This window comes from Rhizorhapis sp. SPR117, from assembly GCF_021742065.1.
In genome coordinates this window covers 17,284-35,386 of the sequence record NZ_JAKKIE010000025.1, presented here as the reverse complement: position 1 = coordinate 35,386, position 18,103 = coordinate 17,284, and the positions used below count along the sequence as shown (strand labels likewise).

At 58.8% G+C, this 18,103-nt stretch carries 20 protein-coding genes; 6 read left to right on the top strand and 14 right to left on the bottom strand.

Annotation, left to right across the window (positions count from 1 at the left end):
- Positions 1-117: 117 nt before the first annotated feature.
- Both L3X40_RS11230 and L3X40_RS11225 read right to left on the bottom strand, forming a co-directional pair.
- A complete protein-coding gene (locus tag L3X40_RS11230; protein WP_237365736.1) occupies positions 118-861 on the bottom strand; it encodes a CDP-alcohol phosphatidyltransferase family protein in 744 nt (247 codons plus the stop codon).
- A gap of 20 nt (positions 862-881) precedes the next feature.
- Positions 882-1,619, bottom strand: a complete 738-nt coding sequence (locus L3X40_RS11225; protein ID WP_445177179.1) for a phosphatidylserine decarboxylase — start codon at positions 1,617-1,619, stop codon at positions 882-884.
- 164 nt (positions 1,620-1,783) lie between these two features.
- On the opposite strand from L3X40_RS11225, the gene L3X40_RS11220 reads away from it, so the two are divergent.
- The 3 genes from L3X40_RS11220 to L3X40_RS11210 are packed head-to-tail and all read left to right on the top strand — an operon-like array spanning position 1,784 to position 6,468.
- Positions 1,784-3,004 (top strand): NADP-dependent isocitrate dehydrogenase, encoded by a 1,221-nt coding sequence (locus L3X40_RS11220; protein WP_237365734.1) that lies wholly within the window; start codon positions 1,784-1,786, stop codon positions 3,002-3,004.
- Between the two features lie 23 nt (positions 3,005-3,027).
- Complete coding sequence (locus L3X40_RS11215; protein ID WP_237365733.1) at positions 3,028-4,641, top strand: GNAT family N-acetyltransferase; 1,614 nt, start codon at positions 3,028-3,030, stop codon at positions 4,639-4,641.
- Between the two features lie 60 nt (positions 4,642-4,701).
- Complete coding sequence (locus tag L3X40_RS11210) at positions 4,702-6,468, top strand: cation:proton antiporter domain-containing protein (RefSeq protein ID WP_237365732.1); 1,767 nt, start codon at positions 4,702-4,704, stop codon at positions 6,466-6,468.
- Here L3X40_RS11210 and tatC read toward each other — a convergent pair.
- From tatC to L3X40_RS11165, 9 genes are read right to left on the bottom strand one after another with little or no spacing between them, the layout of a single operon-like run.
- On the bottom strand, positions 6,461-7,240 hold the full coding sequence (tatC, locus tag L3X40_RS11205) for a twin-arginine translocase subunit TatC (protein WP_237365731.1): 780 nt from the start codon (positions 7,238-7,240) through the stop codon (positions 6,461-6,463). The two genes, L3X40_RS11210 and tatC, sit on opposite strands and share 8 nt — an antisense overlap.
- Positions 7,237-7,644, bottom strand: coding sequence for a Sec-independent protein translocase protein TatB (gene tatB, locus L3X40_RS11200; RefSeq protein ID WP_237365730.1), 408 nt, complete (start codon positions 7,642-7,644; stop codon positions 7,237-7,239). The genes tatC and tatB overlap by 4 nt, the downstream gene beginning before the upstream one ends.
- A gap of 39 nt (positions 7,645-7,683) precedes the next feature.
- Entirely contained in the window at positions 7,684-7,920 is a 237-nt protein-coding gene (locus L3X40_RS11195) for a twin-arginine translocase TatA/TatE family subunit (protein WP_237365729.1), read from the bottom strand.
- A gap of 28 nt (positions 7,921-7,948) precedes the next feature.
- On the bottom strand, positions 7,949-8,539 hold the full coding sequence (gene scpB / locus L3X40_RS11190; RefSeq protein WP_237365728.1) for an SMC-Scp complex subunit ScpB: 591 nt from the start codon (positions 8,537-8,539) through the stop codon (positions 7,949-7,951).
- Positions 8,536-9,285 carry a segregation and condensation protein A gene (locus tag L3X40_RS11185; protein ID WP_445177180.1) on the bottom strand — a complete coding sequence of 250 codons (750 nt, stop codon included), beginning with the start codon at positions 9,283-9,285 and terminating at the stop codon, positions 8,536-8,538. Before L3X40_RS11185 ends, scpB begins: the two co-directional genes overlap by 4 nt.
- 47 nt (positions 9,286-9,332) lie before the next feature.
- Positions 9,333-10,340 (bottom strand): beta-N-acetylhexosaminidase, encoded by a 1,008-nt coding sequence (gene nagZ / locus L3X40_RS11180; protein ID WP_237365727.1) that lies wholly within the window; start codon positions 10,338-10,340, stop codon positions 9,333-9,335.
- Between the two features lie 37 nt (positions 10,341-10,377).
- On the bottom strand, positions 10,378-11,121 hold the full coding sequence (locus L3X40_RS11175) for an SPOR domain-containing protein (RefSeq protein WP_237365726.1): 744 nt from the start codon (positions 11,119-11,121) through the stop codon (positions 10,378-10,380).
- Positions 11,121-12,848, bottom strand: coding sequence for an arginine--tRNA ligase (argS, locus tag L3X40_RS11170; RefSeq protein WP_237365725.1), 1,728 nt, complete (start codon positions 12,846-12,848; stop codon positions 11,121-11,123). The genes L3X40_RS11175 and argS overlap by 1 nt, the downstream gene beginning before the upstream one ends.
- A 60-nt stretch (positions 12,849-12,908) precedes the next feature.
- Entirely contained in the window at positions 12,909-13,550 is a 642-nt protein-coding gene (locus L3X40_RS11165) for a hypothetical protein (RefSeq protein WP_237365724.1), read from the bottom strand.
- Between the two features lie 109 nt (positions 13,551-13,659).
- Here L3X40_RS11165 and ispH point away from each other — a divergent pair, with 109 nt between their 5' ends.
- Genes ispH through rnhA form a run of 3 tightly spaced genes read left to right on the top strand, consistent with a single transcriptional unit; the run spans position 13,660 to position 16,019 of the window.
- Positions 13,660-14,619 carry a 4-hydroxy-3-methylbut-2-enyl diphosphate reductase gene (gene ispH, locus L3X40_RS11160; RefSeq protein WP_237365723.1) on the top strand — a complete coding sequence of 320 codons (960 nt, stop codon included), beginning with the start codon at positions 13,660-13,662 and terminating at the stop codon, positions 14,617-14,619.
- 6 nt (positions 14,620-14,625) lie between these two features.
- The gene (gene thrB, locus L3X40_RS11155; protein ID WP_237365722.1) at positions 14,626-15,588 is read left to right on the top strand and encodes a homoserine kinase; all 963 of its coding nucleotides are present in this window, start codon (positions 14,626-14,628) and stop codon (positions 15,586-15,588) included.
- Positions 15,585-16,019 carry a ribonuclease HI gene (rnhA, locus tag L3X40_RS11150; RefSeq protein ID WP_237365721.1) on the top strand — a complete coding sequence of 145 codons (435 nt, stop codon included), beginning with the start codon at positions 15,585-15,587 and terminating at the stop codon, positions 16,017-16,019. Before thrB ends, rnhA begins: the two co-directional genes overlap by 4 nt.
- Positions 16,020-16,048: 29 nt before the next feature.
- Here rnhA and L3X40_RS11145 read toward each other — a convergent pair whose 3' ends face one another.
- From L3X40_RS11145 to L3X40_RS11135, 3 genes are read right to left on the bottom strand one after another with little or no spacing between them, the layout of a single operon-like run.
- Entirely contained in the window at positions 16,049-17,044 is a 996-nt protein-coding gene (locus tag L3X40_RS11145; RefSeq protein WP_237365720.1) for a nucleotidyltransferase domain-containing protein, read from the bottom strand.
- The gene (locus tag L3X40_RS11140) at positions 17,041-17,904 is read right to left on the bottom strand and encodes an HprK-related kinase A (protein WP_237365719.1); all 864 of its coding nucleotides are present in this window, start codon (positions 17,902-17,904) and stop codon (positions 17,041-17,043) included. The genes L3X40_RS11145 and L3X40_RS11140 overlap by 4 nt, the downstream gene beginning before the upstream one ends.
- Positions 17,901-18,095, bottom strand: coding sequence for an HPr-rel-A system PqqD family peptide chaperone (locus tag L3X40_RS11135; protein WP_237365718.1), 195 nt, complete (start codon positions 18,093-18,095; stop codon positions 17,901-17,903). The genes L3X40_RS11140 and L3X40_RS11135 overlap by 4 nt, the downstream gene beginning before the upstream one ends.
- Positions 18,096-18,103: the final 8 nt, after the last annotated feature.

Here is an 18,103-nt window from a genome sequence, read left to right as displayed (position 1 = left end):
TTCAGGCCCAACCCCGCCGCATCGCCCTTTGGCAGGTCCCGGCGCGCCGCGCGCCCCGTTCTGCCCGCCCGATGATACGGGCGCGAACACGCTTCAGTCGCCCCAAGACAGCCCGCCTCAATCCCGCAGCCGCTTGACCTTGGCATAGCTGGCAACGCCAAGGGGTATCAGCGCCAGATACAGAATGCTGATCCCCAGCAACGTCAGCCAGGGCGCGGTGATCAAGGCCGCGCTCAAAAGGCCGGCCAGCGCAATGGCCTCCAGCCGTATATTCTTGCGCAACCGGAGCGAACTCCAGCTATAGGTCGCGACATTGGATATCATCAGGAAGGCGATCAGGGCGACCCAGGGCGCCACCACATAGGAAGCCCTGAAAATGTCCAGCCCTGTAGAAAGCCACAGATAGACCGGCACAAAGGCAAGGCCAGCCCCCACAGGGGCCGGAACACCTGTCATGAAGCCCGCCGATTTATGCGGCTGATCGTCCGCATCGATATTCGCGTTGAACCGCGCCAGCCGAAGCGCACAGCACACGGCATGGGCCAATGCAATGATCCAGCCGAATTTCGGCAGATATTGCAAGGACCAGAGATAGATGACAATCGCTGGCGATACGCCAAAGGCAATGACATCGGACAAGGAATCAAGTTCCGCTCCAAACCGGCTTTCTCCCTTGAGCAGCCGCGCAATGCGTCCATCCAGCCCATCCAGCACGCCGGCAAACACAATGACAGCCAGCGCCTTTTCCCATTCGCCCGCAACCGCGAATCTGACGCCGGTCAGGCCAAAACACAGCGCCATGGCCGTCACTGCATTGGGCGCCACTTGCCGCAGACTGATGCCGCGTCGCGTTCCCCGCATGAAACGGCGCTCTGGCCCAGTCACTGCGACACGCCCATCACCGGCGTTCCGTCACCAAGCTTTGCCAGCACTGTTTCTCCAGCCACCGAGCGTTGACCCAATGTCACGCGCGGCGCGGTTCCATGGGGCAAATAGACATCGACCCGGCTGCCAAACCGGATAAGCCCGATCCGTTGCCCCCCTGCGACGATATCGCCCGGTTTTACAAAGGGCACGATCCGCCGCGCGACCAGACCCGCGATCTGGGTAAAACCGATCCGTACACCATCGCTGCGTTCAACCAATATATGCTGCCGCTCATTATCCTCGCTCGCCTTATCCAGATCGGCGTTGAGAAATTTGCCCGCAATATAGATGACCGCCTTGATCGTCCCGCCAATCGGCGTGCGATTGATGTGCACATCGAACACGCTCATGAAAATCGAAATGCGGGTCATTTCCGCGTCACCCAATCCATCGGGACCCAACAGTTCGCGCGGTGGCGGTACATTCTGGATCAGGGTGATCAGTCCGTCCGCAGGGGCGATGATCAGGCTGTCGTCCAGCGGCGTTGACCGCACGGGATCACGAAAAAAAGCAAGGACCCAGACGGTCAAAATGATCAGAGGCCATGTCAGCAACGGCACGAAAAGCCAGGCCAATACCGTAATTGCCGCTGCGATCGCACCGAATTTGCGCCCCTCGGGATGGACGGCCGGAAATCGCCATTTGACGCTGCCAGTCGGTGCTACATAAGTATTTTTTGCTGTCATGGGCATTCTTTAGGGACTCATCTGCGCATATACAACGGCCCACAGCACCGGCGATGGCAGGAATCTTTGGACGTTGAACGGGAAGTTTGGGTCTTGGTGTTGATCATTGCACAGGCTTTGCCTAGACGCCTTTGCAAACTCCTGTCCCCAGTAGAAAGCGAAGAAGACGAATGGCGAAGATCAAGGTAAAGAATCCGGTTGTTGAAATTGATGGCGATGAGATGACACGGATCATCTGGCAGTGGATCCGCGAACGCTTGATCCAGCCTTATCTGGACATCGACCTGCATTATTACGACCTGGCCGTCGAAGAGCGCGACCGCACCGACGACAAAATCACTGTCGATGCTTCCAATGCAATCAAGAAGTATGGCGTCGGCGTCAAATGCGCCACGATCACGCCTGATGAAGCTCGTGTCGAGGAATTCAAGCTCAAGAAAATGTGGAAATCGCCCAACGGCACCATCCGCAATATTCTGGGTGGCGTTGTTTTCCGCGAACCCATCGTCATCAAGAACGTGCCCCGGCTGGTTCCGGGCTGGACCGATCCCATCGTCATCGGTCGTCATGCCTTTGGCGATCAGTATCGCGCGACCGATTTCCTGGTCCCCGGCTCTGGCAAGCTGCGCCTGGTGTTCGAAGGCGACGACGGCAAAACCATCGACGAGGAAGTGTTCCAGTTCCCATCCTCGGGCGTCGCCATGGCCATGTACAATCTCGACGAATCGATCCGCGACTTCGGTCGTGCTTCAATGAACTATGCGCTCGAACGCCAATGGCCACTGTACCTTTCGACCAAGAACACAATTCTGAAAGCCTATGACGGCCGCTTCAAGGATCTGTTCGAAGAAGTCTTTCAGGCCGAATTCAAGGCCAAATTCGACGCCGCCGGTATCGTTTACGAGCACCGCCTGATCGACGACATGGTCGCTTCCGCCCTGAAATGGAGCGGAAAATTCGTTTGGGCCTGCAAAAATTACGATGGCGACGTGCAATCCGACACGGTGGCGCAGGGCTTCGGCTCATTGGGCCTCATGACCTCGGTGCTGATGACGCCGGACGGAAAAACCGTGGAAGCCGAAGCGGCGCACGGCACCGTCACACGTCATTATCGCATGCATCAGCAAGGCAAGCAGACATCGACAAACCCGATCGCGTCGATTTTCGCATGGACCGGCGGCCTGAAATATCGTGGCAAGTTCGATGAGACGCCATTGGTCACGAAGTTCGCTGAAACGCTGGAACGCGTTTGCGTCAAGACCGTGGAAGACGGCCATATGACCAAGGATCTGGCCATCCTGATCGGTCCTGATCAGCCCTGGATGACGACCGAACAGTTCTTTGAACAGATCCGCGTCAACCTGGAAGCTGAGATGGGAAGCTGGGCCTGAATGCCCCAACGGATTGATCCTGCATGACCACTACCGGACGGAAACGCCTTGAAGTACGCAATGCGCTTCCGTCCGATGTGCGCGCCATCTTGCGGCTGATCGAGCGCGCCTACCCCAATCTGCCTAATTATTCCGCCGCCACTGTGCGCGGCCAGATCAACAATTATCCGCAAGGCGCCTTCCTCGCCCTCTACGACAACAAGGTCGTGGGATATTGCGCCGCCATGCGCGTCAGCAAGGCCATGGCCTTCGGCCCGCATGACTGGGAAGAAATTACCGCCAATGGTTTTGGGACGCGCCATTCACCTGCGGGTGAATGGCTCTATGGCTATGAAATGTGCGTCGATCCTCGGCAACGGGGTCTACGCATCGGCCAGCGGCTCTATGACGAACGCAAAGCACTGGCTGAAGAGCTTGACCTGCATGGCATCGTCATCGGTGGTCGGATGCCCGGTTTCCAACGCAACAAGCGCAAAGTGGACGGCCCGGAAGACTATCTGGACAAGGTCGTTCATGGGAAGTTGCGCGATCCGGTTATCAGCTTTCAGCTCAAAAACGGCTTTGAAGCCCTTGGCATATTGAAAAATTATCTGCCCGAGGATACCGCTTCCAATGGCCATGCCGCCCATCTGGTGTGGCGCAATCCCTATATCAATCCCGACGAACCGCCGGAATTTCGTGTCCCTCGCGGCGTTGAAAGCGTGCGCCTCGCCACCTGTCAGATGCAGGCTCGCGCCGTGGAAAATTTTGAGGAGTTCGTCCGCAACATTGAATATTTTGTCGATGTCGCCGCCGATTACCGATCGGACTTCATTGTCTTTCCAGAACTTTTCACATTACCATTGCTGTCCTATGAAAAGAAAAAGCTCGATCCCAACGAAGCGATCGACCGTCTGACCGCCTACACGCCCCGGCTGACAAAAGAGCTTAGCCGCATGGCGCTGGAATATAACATCAACATCATCGGCGGATCGCATCCGACGCGGGCTGATGACGGCGACATCCAGAATGTAGCCTATGTGGCGCTGCGCGATGGATCGATCCATTCGCAGGAAAAAATCCACCCAACCCCGAATGAATCCTTCTGGTGGAACATCAAGGGCGGGGATTCACTGGATGCCATTCAAACCGATTGCGGTCCGATCGGTGTCCTGATCTGCTATGACAGCGAATTTCCCGAACTGGCCCGGCGACTGGTGGATCAGGGTGCGCGCATCATCTTCGTTCCCTTCTGCACAGACAGCCGTTCAGGCTATATGCGCGTGCGCTATTGCAGTCAGGCCCGCGCCATCGAAAACCAGTGCTATGTCGTCATGTCGGGCAATGTCGGCAATCTGCCCAATGTCGATAATATGGACATACAATATGCCCAAAGCTGCATCCTGACGCCATGCGACCTGCCCTTTGCCCGTGATGGTATTGCGGCTGAAGCGAGTGAAAATGTCGAAACGCTGACCATGTCGGATGTCAACCTTGCCGACCTGAGCTGGGCGCGGGCCGAAGGGACGGTGCGCAACCTGCGCGACCGCCGGTTCGACCTCTATCACATCGATTGGGACAGTACACCATCAGGCCATGACCATCCCACCAGCGGCCCTGCCCCGGCTGGCACACATAATAGTCCGGGCGGCGGCTAATCCGGATTTCTACATCATCAGGCGCTGACAAACCCGGAAAAACCCGCTTTAAGGGAAAACATGGCCCTTGAAGTCAGCAATCACGGATTTAGCGACGCTCTGGTGATATTGGGCGCGGCGGGACTTGTCATTCCCGCCTTTGCCCGTTTCCGTATCAGCCCGGTCATCGGCTTCATCCTGGTCGGACTGCTCGTTGGGCCCGCTGGGCTGGGTTCACTGACCGCACAATTTCCGTGGCTCTATTACATCACGATCACAGATGCGCATGCGATTGAGCCCTATGCCGAATTCGGTATCATTCTGCTGCTTTTCTCCATCGGTCTCGAACTCAGTTTCAAACGCCTGTGGTCAATGCGAACATTGGTTTTCGGCGTCGGCGCGGCAGAATTACTCATATCAGGCATCGTAGTCGGCCTGGTGCTGAACCAGATGGGGCAGAGTGCCGCCGGGGCGATCGGTCTGGGTCTTGCCCTTGCCCTGTCGTCGACGGCGCTGGTGCTGCCCATGGTTGGTACGCGATCGGCAGTGGGCCGATCCGCTTTCGCCATGCTGCTGTTCGAAGATCTCGCCATTGTGCCCATCATATTCGCGCTGGGCGCGATGGCGCCCAATGCACAGGACATGGGCTGGGGCGGCTTTGGCAGCACTTTGTTGAAAGGCGGGCTGACCATCATCGTGATGTTTATCGCCGGACGCTTCTTTCTGCCCCGCGTCTTTTCACAGGCGGCGCGCACCAAAAGCCCCGAGATATTCCTCGCCGCCAGTTTGCTGGTCGTCATTGCCGCAAGTCTGGCCACCACGATTGCCGGCCTGTCGCCCATTGTTGGCGCGTTGCTTGCCGGATTGCTGATTGCGGAAACCGAATATCATGGCGAAGTGGAAGTCATCACCGCGCCGTTCAAAGGGCTGGCGCTTGGCGTATTCCTGATCACCGTAGGCATGAGCCTGGATATCCGGATCATCATCGCCAATTGGATCAGTCTGGTCGCGGCGGTCGTCGCCGTCGTACTGATCAAGACTATTGTCACGACCACCTTGCTGCGGATCAGTGGCGCACGACGCAGCACCGCTCTGGAAGCGGGCGTGCTGATGTCATCCCCATCGGAGACGACTCTGATCGTATTGTCTGCGGCGACCGCGGCGCAACTGATCCTGCCGTCAACCGCCGCATTCTGGCAGATCGTTACGGCCATTGGCCTGACGATCACCCCGCTTTTGGCAAGGGTGGGACATGACATTGCCCGGCGCATCGACATGGGTGATGAACCTGCCTTCATTGCAGAAGGCGATGGCCCGGTCGCTATCATCATCGGTTTTGGCCGGGTGGGTCACATGGTCGCCGATATGCTGAAAGTCCATAATCAGCCCTATATCGCCGTTGAATCCGATGTTGACGCCGTCGCCGAAGCCCGGCGCGAGGGCTACCCGATCATATTTGGCGATGCTTCGCGCCCTGAATTACTGGACAAGCTGCGGCTGGGCCACGCAACGGCGCTGATCCTGACGATGGACGATCCGGTTCTGTCGGTGCGCCTTGTCAAACGGGTGCGTGGATGGGTGCCTGACCTAACCATCGTCGCGCGTGCCCGTGACACGGAACATGCCGCTGAATTGTATAAAGCCGGCGCCACCGACGCTGTGCCCGAAACACTGGAAAGTTCGCTGCAACTATCCGAAGCGGCTTTGGTCGATCTGGGCGTCGCCATGGGGCCGGTGATCGCGTCCATCCATGAAAAGCGCGACGAACTGCGGAAAAGGATCAAGGCTGCGGGCAATCTCGACCGCGACCCGATACTGCGGCATTTGCGAATCGATGAGGCTAGTTAGCCGCCGCTATATCTTCGTCTTGCTTCTTGCTTGACCTGCGATCGGTGAACCAGATTGCAACAAGCGTGATTTCATAAAGCAGGATCAGCGGCACCGCCAACATAAGCTGTGAGACGACGTCGGGCGGCGTCAACACGGCGGCCACGACAAACGCGAACACGATCATGTAACGGCGCAAACCGACAAGCTGTTCCCGACTGACCAAGCCCGCACGATTAAGCAGCATCAACAACACCGGCATCAAAAAACTGATGCCAAAAGCGAGAATGAACTGCATCACCAGCGACAGGTAGCTGTCCGCGCTGGGCAACGCCTCTATAGCAAGCCCGCCAGTCGTGCCTTCAAAGCTCAGGAAAAAGTGAAAGGCCGTCGGCATAACGACATAATAGGCCAGTGCCGCACCCAAGAGGAACAGCACGGGCGTTGCAATCAGGAAGGGCAAGAACGCCCTTTTTTCCTTTGTATAAAGACCTGGCGCCACAAAGGCCCAAAGCTGATTGGCGATGATCGGAAACGACACGAAAAAAGCCGCGAACAGCGCCACTTTCACGTCAACGAAAAAGGCTTCGTAAAGCTTCGTGAAGACCAACCGCCCCTTGCCTTCGCCAAAAGCTTCGGTGAGGGGGTAAACGAGGAAACCGAATATCGCACTGGCGAAATAGAAACATACGGCAAAGGAGACCAGCAGGGTTCCCACACACCAAAGCAGCCGCGTGCGCAGCTCGATCAAATGGTCGAGCAACGGCGCGCGGCTGTCGTCAATATCGCTCATACCGCCGAACCATCCTTTGCTGCCGGGCTTGAAGGCGCGGAAACGTCATAGGGATCGGCCGACGGCAAGTCGCCAGCAACAGGTGCTTCTTCACCCTTGGCAGGAATCCTGGTTACATCGGTCGACGGCTCGGCCAAAGAGTCTGTAGCGTCCGTTGAACCTTCATCGGTTGGCCATTGCTGCATGATCCGCTTATTCTCAGCGGCCCATTTCTTTTCCATTTCTTCCAGTTCAGCTTCCCGGACCATCGTATCGAGGCCGGTGCGGAAATGTCGCGCCATGCCTCGCGCCTTGGCAACGATCTGTCCGACTTTATAGAGCGCGCGCGGCAAATCCTTCGGGCCTATGACAATGATGGCCACGATTGCGACGAGCAGAAGCTCGGTTGAACCGATATCAAACATCTGGCTCTGTTATCCGATAATGTGACGGCGTAAAGCCGATCAGCCCTGCTTGTGCTCTTCCGTTACCGATTGCGCCGTTTTTTCCGAAGCGGATTGGGAATCAATGCGGCTGGCGGGTTTTACAGGGGGGCTTTCCTCGTCATCGGTAAGCCCCCTTTTGAAGCTTTTCAAACCCTTGGCCACATCGCCCATCATGTCGGAAAACCGGCCTTTGCCAAACAGCAGCATCACGACGATACCCACAATCAGCCAATGCCAGATGCTAAGGCCACCCATTTCAATTCTCCTTGTGCGTGTGTCCTATCTAGGCGTCTTCGTCGTCACTTTCCAGTGCCGATTGCCCAGCCGCCCCCTCAAGCGCCAGATCGACCGGGTCAAGCAATCCGGCTGCCCGCAGGTCATCGATACCCGGCAGGTCGCGGCGGCTGGCAAGGCCGAAATGCGACAAAAATTCGCTCGTGGTTGCAAACAGCAATGGCCGCCCCGGCACTTCGCGGCGGCCAGCAGGCCGGACCCAGCCTGCCTCCATCAACACATCGAGCGTACCCTTGGCAACCTGCACACCGCGTATAGCCTCTATTTCAGCGCGGCTGACCGGCTCATGATAAGCGATGATCGCCAGAGTCTCCATGCCTGCGCGGGAAAGTTTGCGCGGTTCTTCTTTTTCCTGACGCAGAATATGAGCCAGGTCAGGCGCGGTCTGAAAATGCCAGCGCCCGCCGCGCTCGACCAGATGGATACCGCGGGCCGCATAATCCTCCGCCAATCGGGCCAGCGTCTCTGCAATATCTCCCTGATCTCCGGCATAGTGCCGAATTTCGGCGATAGTCAGCGGCTTGTCGGAAGCGAACAGGGCTGCTTCGATCGCACGCGCAAAATCGTCGGGCTGGATCATGGCGCAGCCGCCTCAATCCCCACAGAGCGCAGGAACAGCGGTTCGAAGATACCATCCTGCATGATGTCCACCCGCCCCTGCCGCGCCAGCTCCAGCGCCGCGACGAAACTGCTCGCCAGCGCCGATTTGCGCAATGCAGGCGTGGCTCCATCGGGAAGGAAGCTTTCCAGTTGCGTCCAATCCAGACGCGTGCCGACCAGCCGTCCAACCCGCTCGATCGCTTCCTCCAGTGTCATCACCGCACGGCGGGCAACGATGTGCATCGCGGGCTGGGTCCGCGCACGGATCTGTCCATACGCGGCCAGCAGGTCGAAAATCGAAGCATCCCACGCGGTCTTGCGAACCGTGCGCAGCCCTTCTGGTGCCGGACGAACGAACACGTCCCGGCCAATCCGGTCGCGTGCCAGCAATCTGGCCCCCGCCTCTCGCATTGCATTCAGCCGCTGCAACCGCAATTGAAGACGCAACGCCAATTCTTCAGGCGATGGATCAACTTCGGCGTCCCGTGGCAGCAACAGCCCGGATTTAAGGTAAGCAAGCCAGGCCGCCATCACCAGATAATCCGCCGCCAGTTCCAGCTTCAGCTCGCGTGCGCCCTCGATGAAGGCCAGATATTGCTCGACCAATGCCAATATGGATAGTTCCCGCAGATCCACCTTCTGCGTGCGGGCCAGCGCCAGCAAAAGGTCCAGCGGCCCTTCCCAGCCGTCGACGTCGACCGTCAGAACATCCGGTGATCCCGGCATCATCGCAGGGCGGTCCATTATATCCGCCCAATCGGCCGCAACATCATTCATGCGAGCGCCAACAGCGCGTCGCGCTTTGCGACAAGTTCCGCAAAGGGACGCTCCTCCATCGGTTGGGCGATAGCCGCCATCGCGCGATCAAGGCGCGCGCGCGATTCCGGACGAATCTCGTCGAGCGCATTGGCAATGCCCTGCATCTCATCCATCCGGCCCCAGCAATTAAGCGCCAGATCGCACCCCGCCGCAACGACTCCGGCTGCCAGCGCGGGAATGTCGCCCTTCAATGCTTTCATGTCGAGATCGTCCGACATCAGCAGGCTATCAAAACCGATGCGGCCGCGGATGATGTTTTCGATAACCACAGGCGACAGGCTGCAGGGACGTTCCTTGTCCCAGGCAGTATAGATGATGTGCGCCGTCATTCCCATCGCGGCGTCATTCAGCGCGCGGAACGGCGATATGTCAATTTCCAAAGCGGCCTCATCGGCATCCACGACCGGCAAATCCAGATGGCTGTCGACCATGGCCCGACCATGTCCGGGCATATGTTTGACGATGCCGCTCACCCCGCCGCGCTGCAGCCCATCCAAAATGGCCCGACCCAGCGCCGCGACCCTCAAAGGCTCGCCGCCCAGCGCACGGTCGCCGATAATATCATTGGCGCCCGGTTGCCGCACGTCGAGCAATGGCAGCGCATCCACGTTGATCCCGACTTCACGCAACATGACGGCTATTGCCTGCGCATTATTGCGCGCGGCCTCTATCGCACTGACCGGAGCGATGTCGTACAATCTGTCGAATGCTGCGCCAGGAGGGAAGGCAGGCCATAGAGGCGGCTGCATCCGCGCCACGCGGCCACCCTCCTGATCTATCATGATGGCGACATTTTCGCGCCCATGCAGCGTGCGCAGCGTATCGGTCAAAGCACGAAGTTGGTCCGCATCCCCCACGTTGCGCTTGAAAATAATATAGCCCGCAGGGTCCGCCTCCCGAAAAAGCGCGCGTTCATCATCGGTCAGCACCAGGCCGGAAAGACCGAAAATGACGGGTTTCATATGACGCGATTACTTTCCAACAGGACGGATCGAATATTCAGTTCGGCACTACCAGACAATTTTCGCCTGCCACCTTCAACTTGCCGCAAAGCGTTTTCGCCTGCGCATTGGACGTGGCCGCGGCACGCAAACGGTACAGGGTCGCACCATTGACGTCCACGGGAGAGATCGATTTTCCCATCTCTGCAAGATAATCGAAACGTTTTGATAATGCCGTCCACGCCTGTTCCGCCCCACTGTGCGATCCATAGGCGCCAAGCTGGATCATCGCGCCGCCAGCGGCGGCAGGCTTTTGTGCGGTTTTGGATGTTGTGGGCACAAGCTTCGTGTTGTCCGCAACCTGTGCCTTCACCTTGGCCGACGGAGCCGCTGGCGCAGCAGATTTGGGAGCGGGCGGCGGCGCAGGCTTGGCCGCTTCGGTCACTGGCGTTTCGGGAAGTTGCCCCGGATCGATCTTGCCGCCGCCTTCCAAGCCTTCGCTCGTTGCAAAACTGGTATCGCCTTCGCCCTGAAATTGCCGGGCATCGGGGTTTTCCGCAGGAATCTTGTAGGCCCCCTCCGGGGCAGCGATCAGCGTGCCGTCACCATCAGCGGAACGATCGGATTGCAACCAGTATATGCCACCGATAACGCCCCCCAGAAACACCAGGCCCGCAACGATCAGCAGGACAAGGCGGATGATAGAAACCCCCTCCTCGTCATCGGCATCGTCAACAGCCTCCAGCCAGGGCAACCGGTCTTCATCCTGAAGATCCAGACTCTCACGGTCGTAATCGGTCATTACTGCATCTCCGAAAGGGCCTGCACCCCCATAAGCGCCAATCCGTTACGCACAATCTGCCCTATTCCACCGGCCAGGAAAAGCCGTGCCGAAGTAGTAGCTGCATCACCCACAATGACCATCCGCAATTCAGGCCGGTCATTGCCCATATTCCAGAATGCATGAAAGGCCGCCGCCAGATCGCCCAGATAGAAGGCAATACGATGCGGTTCATGACTTTGCGCCGCAGATTCCACAATCCTGGGGAACTGCGAAGCCAATTTTATCAGCGCCAACTCCTCTGTCCCAAGCAGGGACAGCTCAGGCGGCGACAGGTTCATACCCGCCTCCCGAGCCTTGCGTTCCAGCGAACAGATGCGTGCATGGGCATATTGCACGTAGAAAACGGGATTGTCCTTCGACGCTTCAACCACCTTGGCGAAATCGAAATCCATCTGCGCATCAGCCTTGCGCGTCAGCATGGTGAAACGGACGACATCCTTGCCGACTTCTTCGACAACATCCGCCAGCGTCACGAAATTTCCCGCCCGCTTCGACATCTTGACCGGCTCGCCATCGCGCAACAGACGAACCATCTGCACCAATTTGACGTCAAAGGGCACAGTGTCATGGGTCAGCGCGCGCACGGCCGCCTGAATCCGCTTGACCGTACCGGCATGGTCCGCACCCCATATGTCGATCAACTGATCGGCGGACTGCGCCTTTTGATAATGATAGGCCAGATCCGCGCCGAAATAGGTCCAGCCGCCGTTCGATTTCTTGATCGGCCGGTCCTGATCATCGCCAAATTGCGTCGAGCGGAACAGCGGCAACTCGACCGGTTCCCAATCCTCAGGCGCTTCCCCCTTGGGCGCTTCCAGCACCCCGTCATAGACGAGGTCCCGCGCGCGCAATTCCGCTGCGGCCGCTTCCGGCTTGCCCGCCGCCTGCAATTCCGCCTCGGACGAGAAAACGTCATGATGAATGCCAAGCAGGGCCAGATCCGCGCGGATCATGTCCATCATCGCCGCGACCGCTTGCATACGGAACAGCGTCAGCCATTCGGTTTCAGGCGCGGCAACATAGGCACGTCCATATTCGGCAGCCAGTTTTTCGCCTACCGGCTTCAAATAATCGCCGGGGTACAGTCCTTCAGGAATCTCCCCGACATCTTCGCCCAACGCCTCGCAATAACGCAAATGCGCGGAGCGGGCGAGCACATCCACCTGACCGCCCGCGTCGTTGATATAATATTCACGCGTAACCTTGTACCCGACATATTCCAGCAGGGTCGCCAGCGCATCGCCCACCACCGCGCCTCGGCAGTGGCCCATGTGCATGGGTCCGGTAGGGTTGGCCGAAACATATTCGACATTGACCCGCACGCCCTGGCCCATGTCGGAACGGCCATAATCCTCACCCTCGGCATGGATAGCGGCGAGTTCCGCCCGCCAGGTCGAATCGGTCAGGCGCAGGTTGATGAAACCGGGTCCTGCAATCTCTCCGCTCGCCACCTCGCCAAGTGCGGTCAGTTTTTCGAGAATTTTTTCAGCCAGCGCGCGAGGATTGGTCTTTGCGCCCTTGGCGAGCACCATCGCGGCATTGGTGGAAAGGTCGCCATGTGCTGGATCGCGCGGCGGTTCGACCGCCACGGACTTGCGTGGCAGGCCCGGCGGCAATGTGCCGTCCAGTTCCAGAGCATCGAGCGCCGCATTCACATGCGCGGCGAAACGGGCGTAAAGTGTCAAAGCATGGCCTTTATATCTGCCGGCTGGCGACAGAGCAGGACGCCGCCTAGCCGCTGAAAATCAACGCGTCACATTATATTTGAGCTGGTCCTGGGTCAGATTGAACCCGACGAGCAACTCAAAACTGGTTCGTTGCAACGCCGCGCGAACCGCAGGATCAGCCATGGGATCAACCGCGGCATCGGAATCGCCCGCCTTACGCTTGCGCGTGATGCGTTCCTGTATGTCCGCAGGCAATGTGGCCTGTCCCTTGTCCACATAGGATTGCGCCGAATCACTTGCGCTGGCGCGATATTGGCCATCTTCGAAATGCACCGTGACCTGACCGACACGCTTTGACACCACGGCCGTTCCGCCGCGCATGACCGTTGCGAAATAGGGCAGGGTCACGTCGCGCGCGCCAGTGGGGTCGCTGCGTCGGGCCAGCACGTCGAATGTCGCCTGGGTGTAGATTTGCGCGCCGCTGTCATCGCAGGTCGACCGCAGGTTCGTTATATTGGCGACTATGTCAATCGCCCGCGCCTCGCGACTTTCGGGTGGGTTGAACAGCGTAATGTCCCCGGTATAATTAGGAATCCCGACCATGGGGCAGGCCGAGCGCGCGGCGACAATGCCGCCTGTAACATCGATGTCGCCAACCTTGGCGCAGCCGCCAAGCGACAAAAGGACGAGGCTGGCGGTGAAGGCTTTTTGAACTGACACACTATATCCCTTGCAAAGGCGTTCGGGCTTCTTATCCGCGCGGCAAGAGACACGCAACCGAAAGGAACCGGCTTTTGTTCATGCGCAGAACAGACTACAGGCTCTTCCCATGATCCATTGCGAAAGCAACCACCCTTCCCTGAACATTTTGATCGCGGCGCCGCGCGGCTTCTGCGCCGGCGTTGATCGCGCCATTACCATTGTCGAACGCGCCATCGAGAAATATGGGACACCCGTCTATGTTCGGCACGAAATCGTGCACAACAAATATGTGGTCGACAATCTGAAGGCCAAGGGCGCAATATTCGTGGAGGAACTGGACAAGGTTCCTGATGGCGTGCCCGTGGTTTTTTCCGCGCATGGCGTGCCCAAATCCGTACCGGCCACAGCAGAGGCGCGGGGACTATCCTATCTGGACGCGACCTGCCCGCTGGTATCGAAGGTGCATCGGCAGGCCGAACGACAGGTAGAGGGCGGACGCCATATCCTGTTCATCGGTCATAAGGGTCACCCTGAAGTTATCGGAACCTTTGGTCAGGTGCCCGATGGCACGATGACGTTGATCGAAACCGTGGACGACGCCAGGGCCTTCATGCCCAAGGATGCCGAAAACCTGGCCTTTCTGACCCAGACCACCTTATCGGTTGACGACACGGCGGCCATTGTGGCGACACTGCAACACCGTTTTCCAGCCATCGTCGCGCCCAAGGGGGAGGATATTTGCTATGCTACATCCAACCGTCAGGCCGCGGTCAAGGCGATCGCTTTGGCTTGCGACCTGATGCTGGTGATCGGCGCACCGAACAGTTCCAATTCTCTGCGCCTGGTCGAAGTCGCCGAACGCGAAGGAACCCCGGCCCATTTGATCCAGCGCGCAACAGATATCGATCCCGCCTGGATGACTGGCGTGCGCACATTGGGCATCACCGCAGGCGCGTCGGCGCCAGAGACTTTGGTGCGCGAAGTCGTCGACCATCTGGGCGAACGCTTCGCCGTTACCGAGAAACAGGTGGAAACGGCGCGTGAAAATATCGCCTTCAAACTGCCTCGCGGGCTGGAGGCGGCGTAAGCGCGCATGGCAGTTTATACGCATGTTCCGGCCGAAGATATGGCCGCATTCCTGACACGCTATGATGTTGGCGAGTTGCTGTCGGCCAAAGGCATTGCCGAAGGCGTGGAAAACAGCAATTACCTGCTTGAAACCACCCGGGATCGCTTCATTCTGACTCTCTATGAAAAGCGGGTGAATGAAGCGGATCTGCCCTTTTTCATGGATTTACTCGATCATCTGGCGGTGCGCGGATGCAAGGTGCCACGGTTCATTGCCGACCGTGAGGGCAATCAACTGCAACAGCTTGCGGGGCGCCCGGCCTGTCTCATCGAATTCCTGACCGGGATTTCGGTGACCGAGCCAACTCCCGCACAAAGCCACGCCGCGGGCTGCGCTCTTGGCGAACTGCACACAGCAGCAGCCGATTTTTCAGGGCGCCGCGCAAATGCTCTCGACCTTGTCGGCTGGCACGATCTGGCGGACAAATGCGGTGTGCATTTCGATGACATAGCACCCGGTCTTGCGCGCCGCGTAGCAGATGAGCTTGTTTATCTGGACGCGCACTGGCCAACCGGCCTGCCTCGTGCGGTTGTCCACGCCGATCTGTTTCCCGATAATGTGCTGATGCATGGCGATGAAGTGACCGGCATCATCGACTTTTATTTCAGTTGCACCGATGTGCGCGCCTATGACGTTGCCGTGACCCACGCTGCCTGGTGCTTCGATTTCGACGGTCGCAATTATCATGCGGATCGCGGTGCGGCGCTGGTTCGGGGCTATGAGGAGGCATTTGGTTTGAGCGCAGAAGAACGGCAGGCTTTTTCTACATTATGCCGGGGAGCAGCGCTGCGTTTCCTGCTCACGCGGGCCTATGACTGGATCAACACGCCGCCCGGTGCGCTGGTGACACGCAAGGACCCGCTCGCCTTTCTGCGCCGGCTGGATTTCTATGCCGGTGCGAAGCCAGGTGAATTGACCGGCGCATGACCGTAGAGATATTCACCGATGGCGCGTGCAAGGGCAATCCGGGCCCCGGCGGCTGGGGCGCCCTGATCCGCTATGGCGACAAGGAAATGGAACTGTCGGGCGGAGAGAGCAACACCACCAACAACCGCATGGAACTGATGGCCGCGATCGAGGCGCTCAACGCACTGAAACGTCCCTGTCAGGTCGTTCTGTCGACCGACAGCAATTATGTGAAGGACGGCATCACCAAATGGATCTTCGGTTGGCAGAAAAACGGCTGGCGCACCGCTGATCGCAAGCCGGTCAAAAATGCCGATCTGTGGCAGGCGTTATTGGAAGCGACCCGACGCCATAGGATCGAATGGCAATGGGTAAGGGGCCATAACGGCCACCCGGAAAACGAACGTGCAGATCAATTGGCCTGCAACGCGGCAATGGAAATGGTGCGCTAACCGCCGAAGATCATCCGCTCAAAGACGGATTATCGCCCCTTGCGCCACTTGGTCCATAAGTGCCGCGCCAGCATCAGCGGCGGCATGCGCAGCCAGTGCGAGCGCACATAGAAGGCAAGCCGCGCCAGCTTTTGCGTTTCCCGGCCCCACTCATCACGGGCGAGCAAGCGACGGATATAGAATCGGTCGGAGAGAGTCAGGTCCGCTCCGGCACCATAAAGATAGGACGACAGCCTGACAGCGCGCTTCAGATGCGCCGCAAGCTGATGGCGCGCCGCCCGTTGCTCCAGTCGCTCCGCAAATGCGGGGTTAGTGCCAAAATCATCCAACAGGCAATGCAGATCCCATAAATTCCGCAAGCCCCCGGCTAGGTCGCCATCAGCAAACAGGTGCGCAATGCAATGCAGCACCATATCCTCGGGCGCCAGGACGGACAGGCCGTTGTCCAGTTTCAGACGGTCGGCGATCATCGCATCGGCATCGGGCCTCTGTCGCGCGGTCAATGGCAATATCGTATGATGCACATCGATCATCCGGTCGCGCTCCTTGTGGATGAGCGGCGGCAATTCATGCATCCAGCGGCGATAATATTGATCGTCATAAGGATCGGGCTTCACCCATTCCCAACCGGCGGAGATCAACGCCTTTTCCACCCTCGTTAGCGCCGGGCGCGGGACCATGATGTCAAGATCGCCAATATGTCGGCCCACTCCGGCCCGCAATCCGGCGGCCACATACGCCGTGCCTTTCAGCAGGATGACCGGCGCATCGACCCCAGCCAGCGCGACGCGGGCACGATCGGCTTCCCACAACGCCTGCCGCCTCACAAATGTGGCATGGCGGCGCGCATCCAGCATCATCCGCTCAACAGCGGCAGGCAGGGCAAGACCGCCAAATCGATAGGCAAGACTGCCGATCAATTGTTCCGCCCGTGCCATGGCGATCAAGCCGTTCCACCCCGCCATATCGAGATCCGTGACCGACGCCGGGTCGCGCAGTGCCTGTACCAGCACAAGCGCACTCATGTTGCCGCATCCCATAACCGTTCGACCAGCGACAGCGCCTCTTCCCCCGATCCATAATCGATGGCGTGCGCTGACACGGTTTCGACAAATCGGGCCAACGCTGTAAAGCCTGCTTCGCCCAGTGCGACATAATTGGTCGACGCCTGCGTCAAACGAATGAAGCTTTCGCTTTTCATCACTGGCCGGACCGCGGGTGAAAAACCGAATCGCGGAAAAAGCAGCATGGCGGGCATAGCGCCCTCCCCCATCCGTGCAATTGCATCAGGACAGGGGACGAGGTGGCGGATGTCGCCCTTCGGCGTGGCTTTCATCAATGGGCCAAAGCGCGACGGATCGGCACACTGCCCCATCACGTTTATGGCGCCGTTCTTCAGTGAAATAAGGCGGGGAAATGCAAAAATTTCGCCTTCTTGCACATCAAGCAACGCGAATTCGTCGCCCATGAGCCGCCAGCCGCGTTCACCCAACATCGCGGCCAGCGTGGACTTGCCCGATCCCGATGCCCCGGTCATCACCAGCGCGCGCCCGTCCTTTTCCACACAGGACGCATGCAGCAACATATGCCGCCGCCAACCAAGCGCCATTTGCAGGTTCATGCCCATTTCCGCCGCCAGCAAGCCCTGCGCGAGCGGCAGTGGCGCGGCATCAGGCAGCATATAGTCGCCCGCAATGGCAACCGATGGCCGCAACCACCGCCGCAACGGCGTTGCGGGCTCCAGACGCACGGAAAAATCGACCAGCCCGCCCTCTGGCGCGGGATAGCTCTCATATAACCGGCGCAAATGTTCGACAGGCGCAGCCCAGGCCGAACCAATGCGAAAGGAAGCAGGGCCTATGCGGACGGAAAACTCATATCTCACAGCCGTTCCACCAGCCCCAGCCCGGCCAATTCCTCCAGCCGTGCCGCAATGACCGCAACCTGTGATCCCTCTTCTTCCAAAGCGAGGTCGAAACGGTCGGACAGGCGCGACAGGATTTGGGGTGCGCTCAACGCCTCATCCCCCATCGCCGTCAGTATTTCCGGCACTGGTGCGCTCACCATATGAGTCATGCCCGATC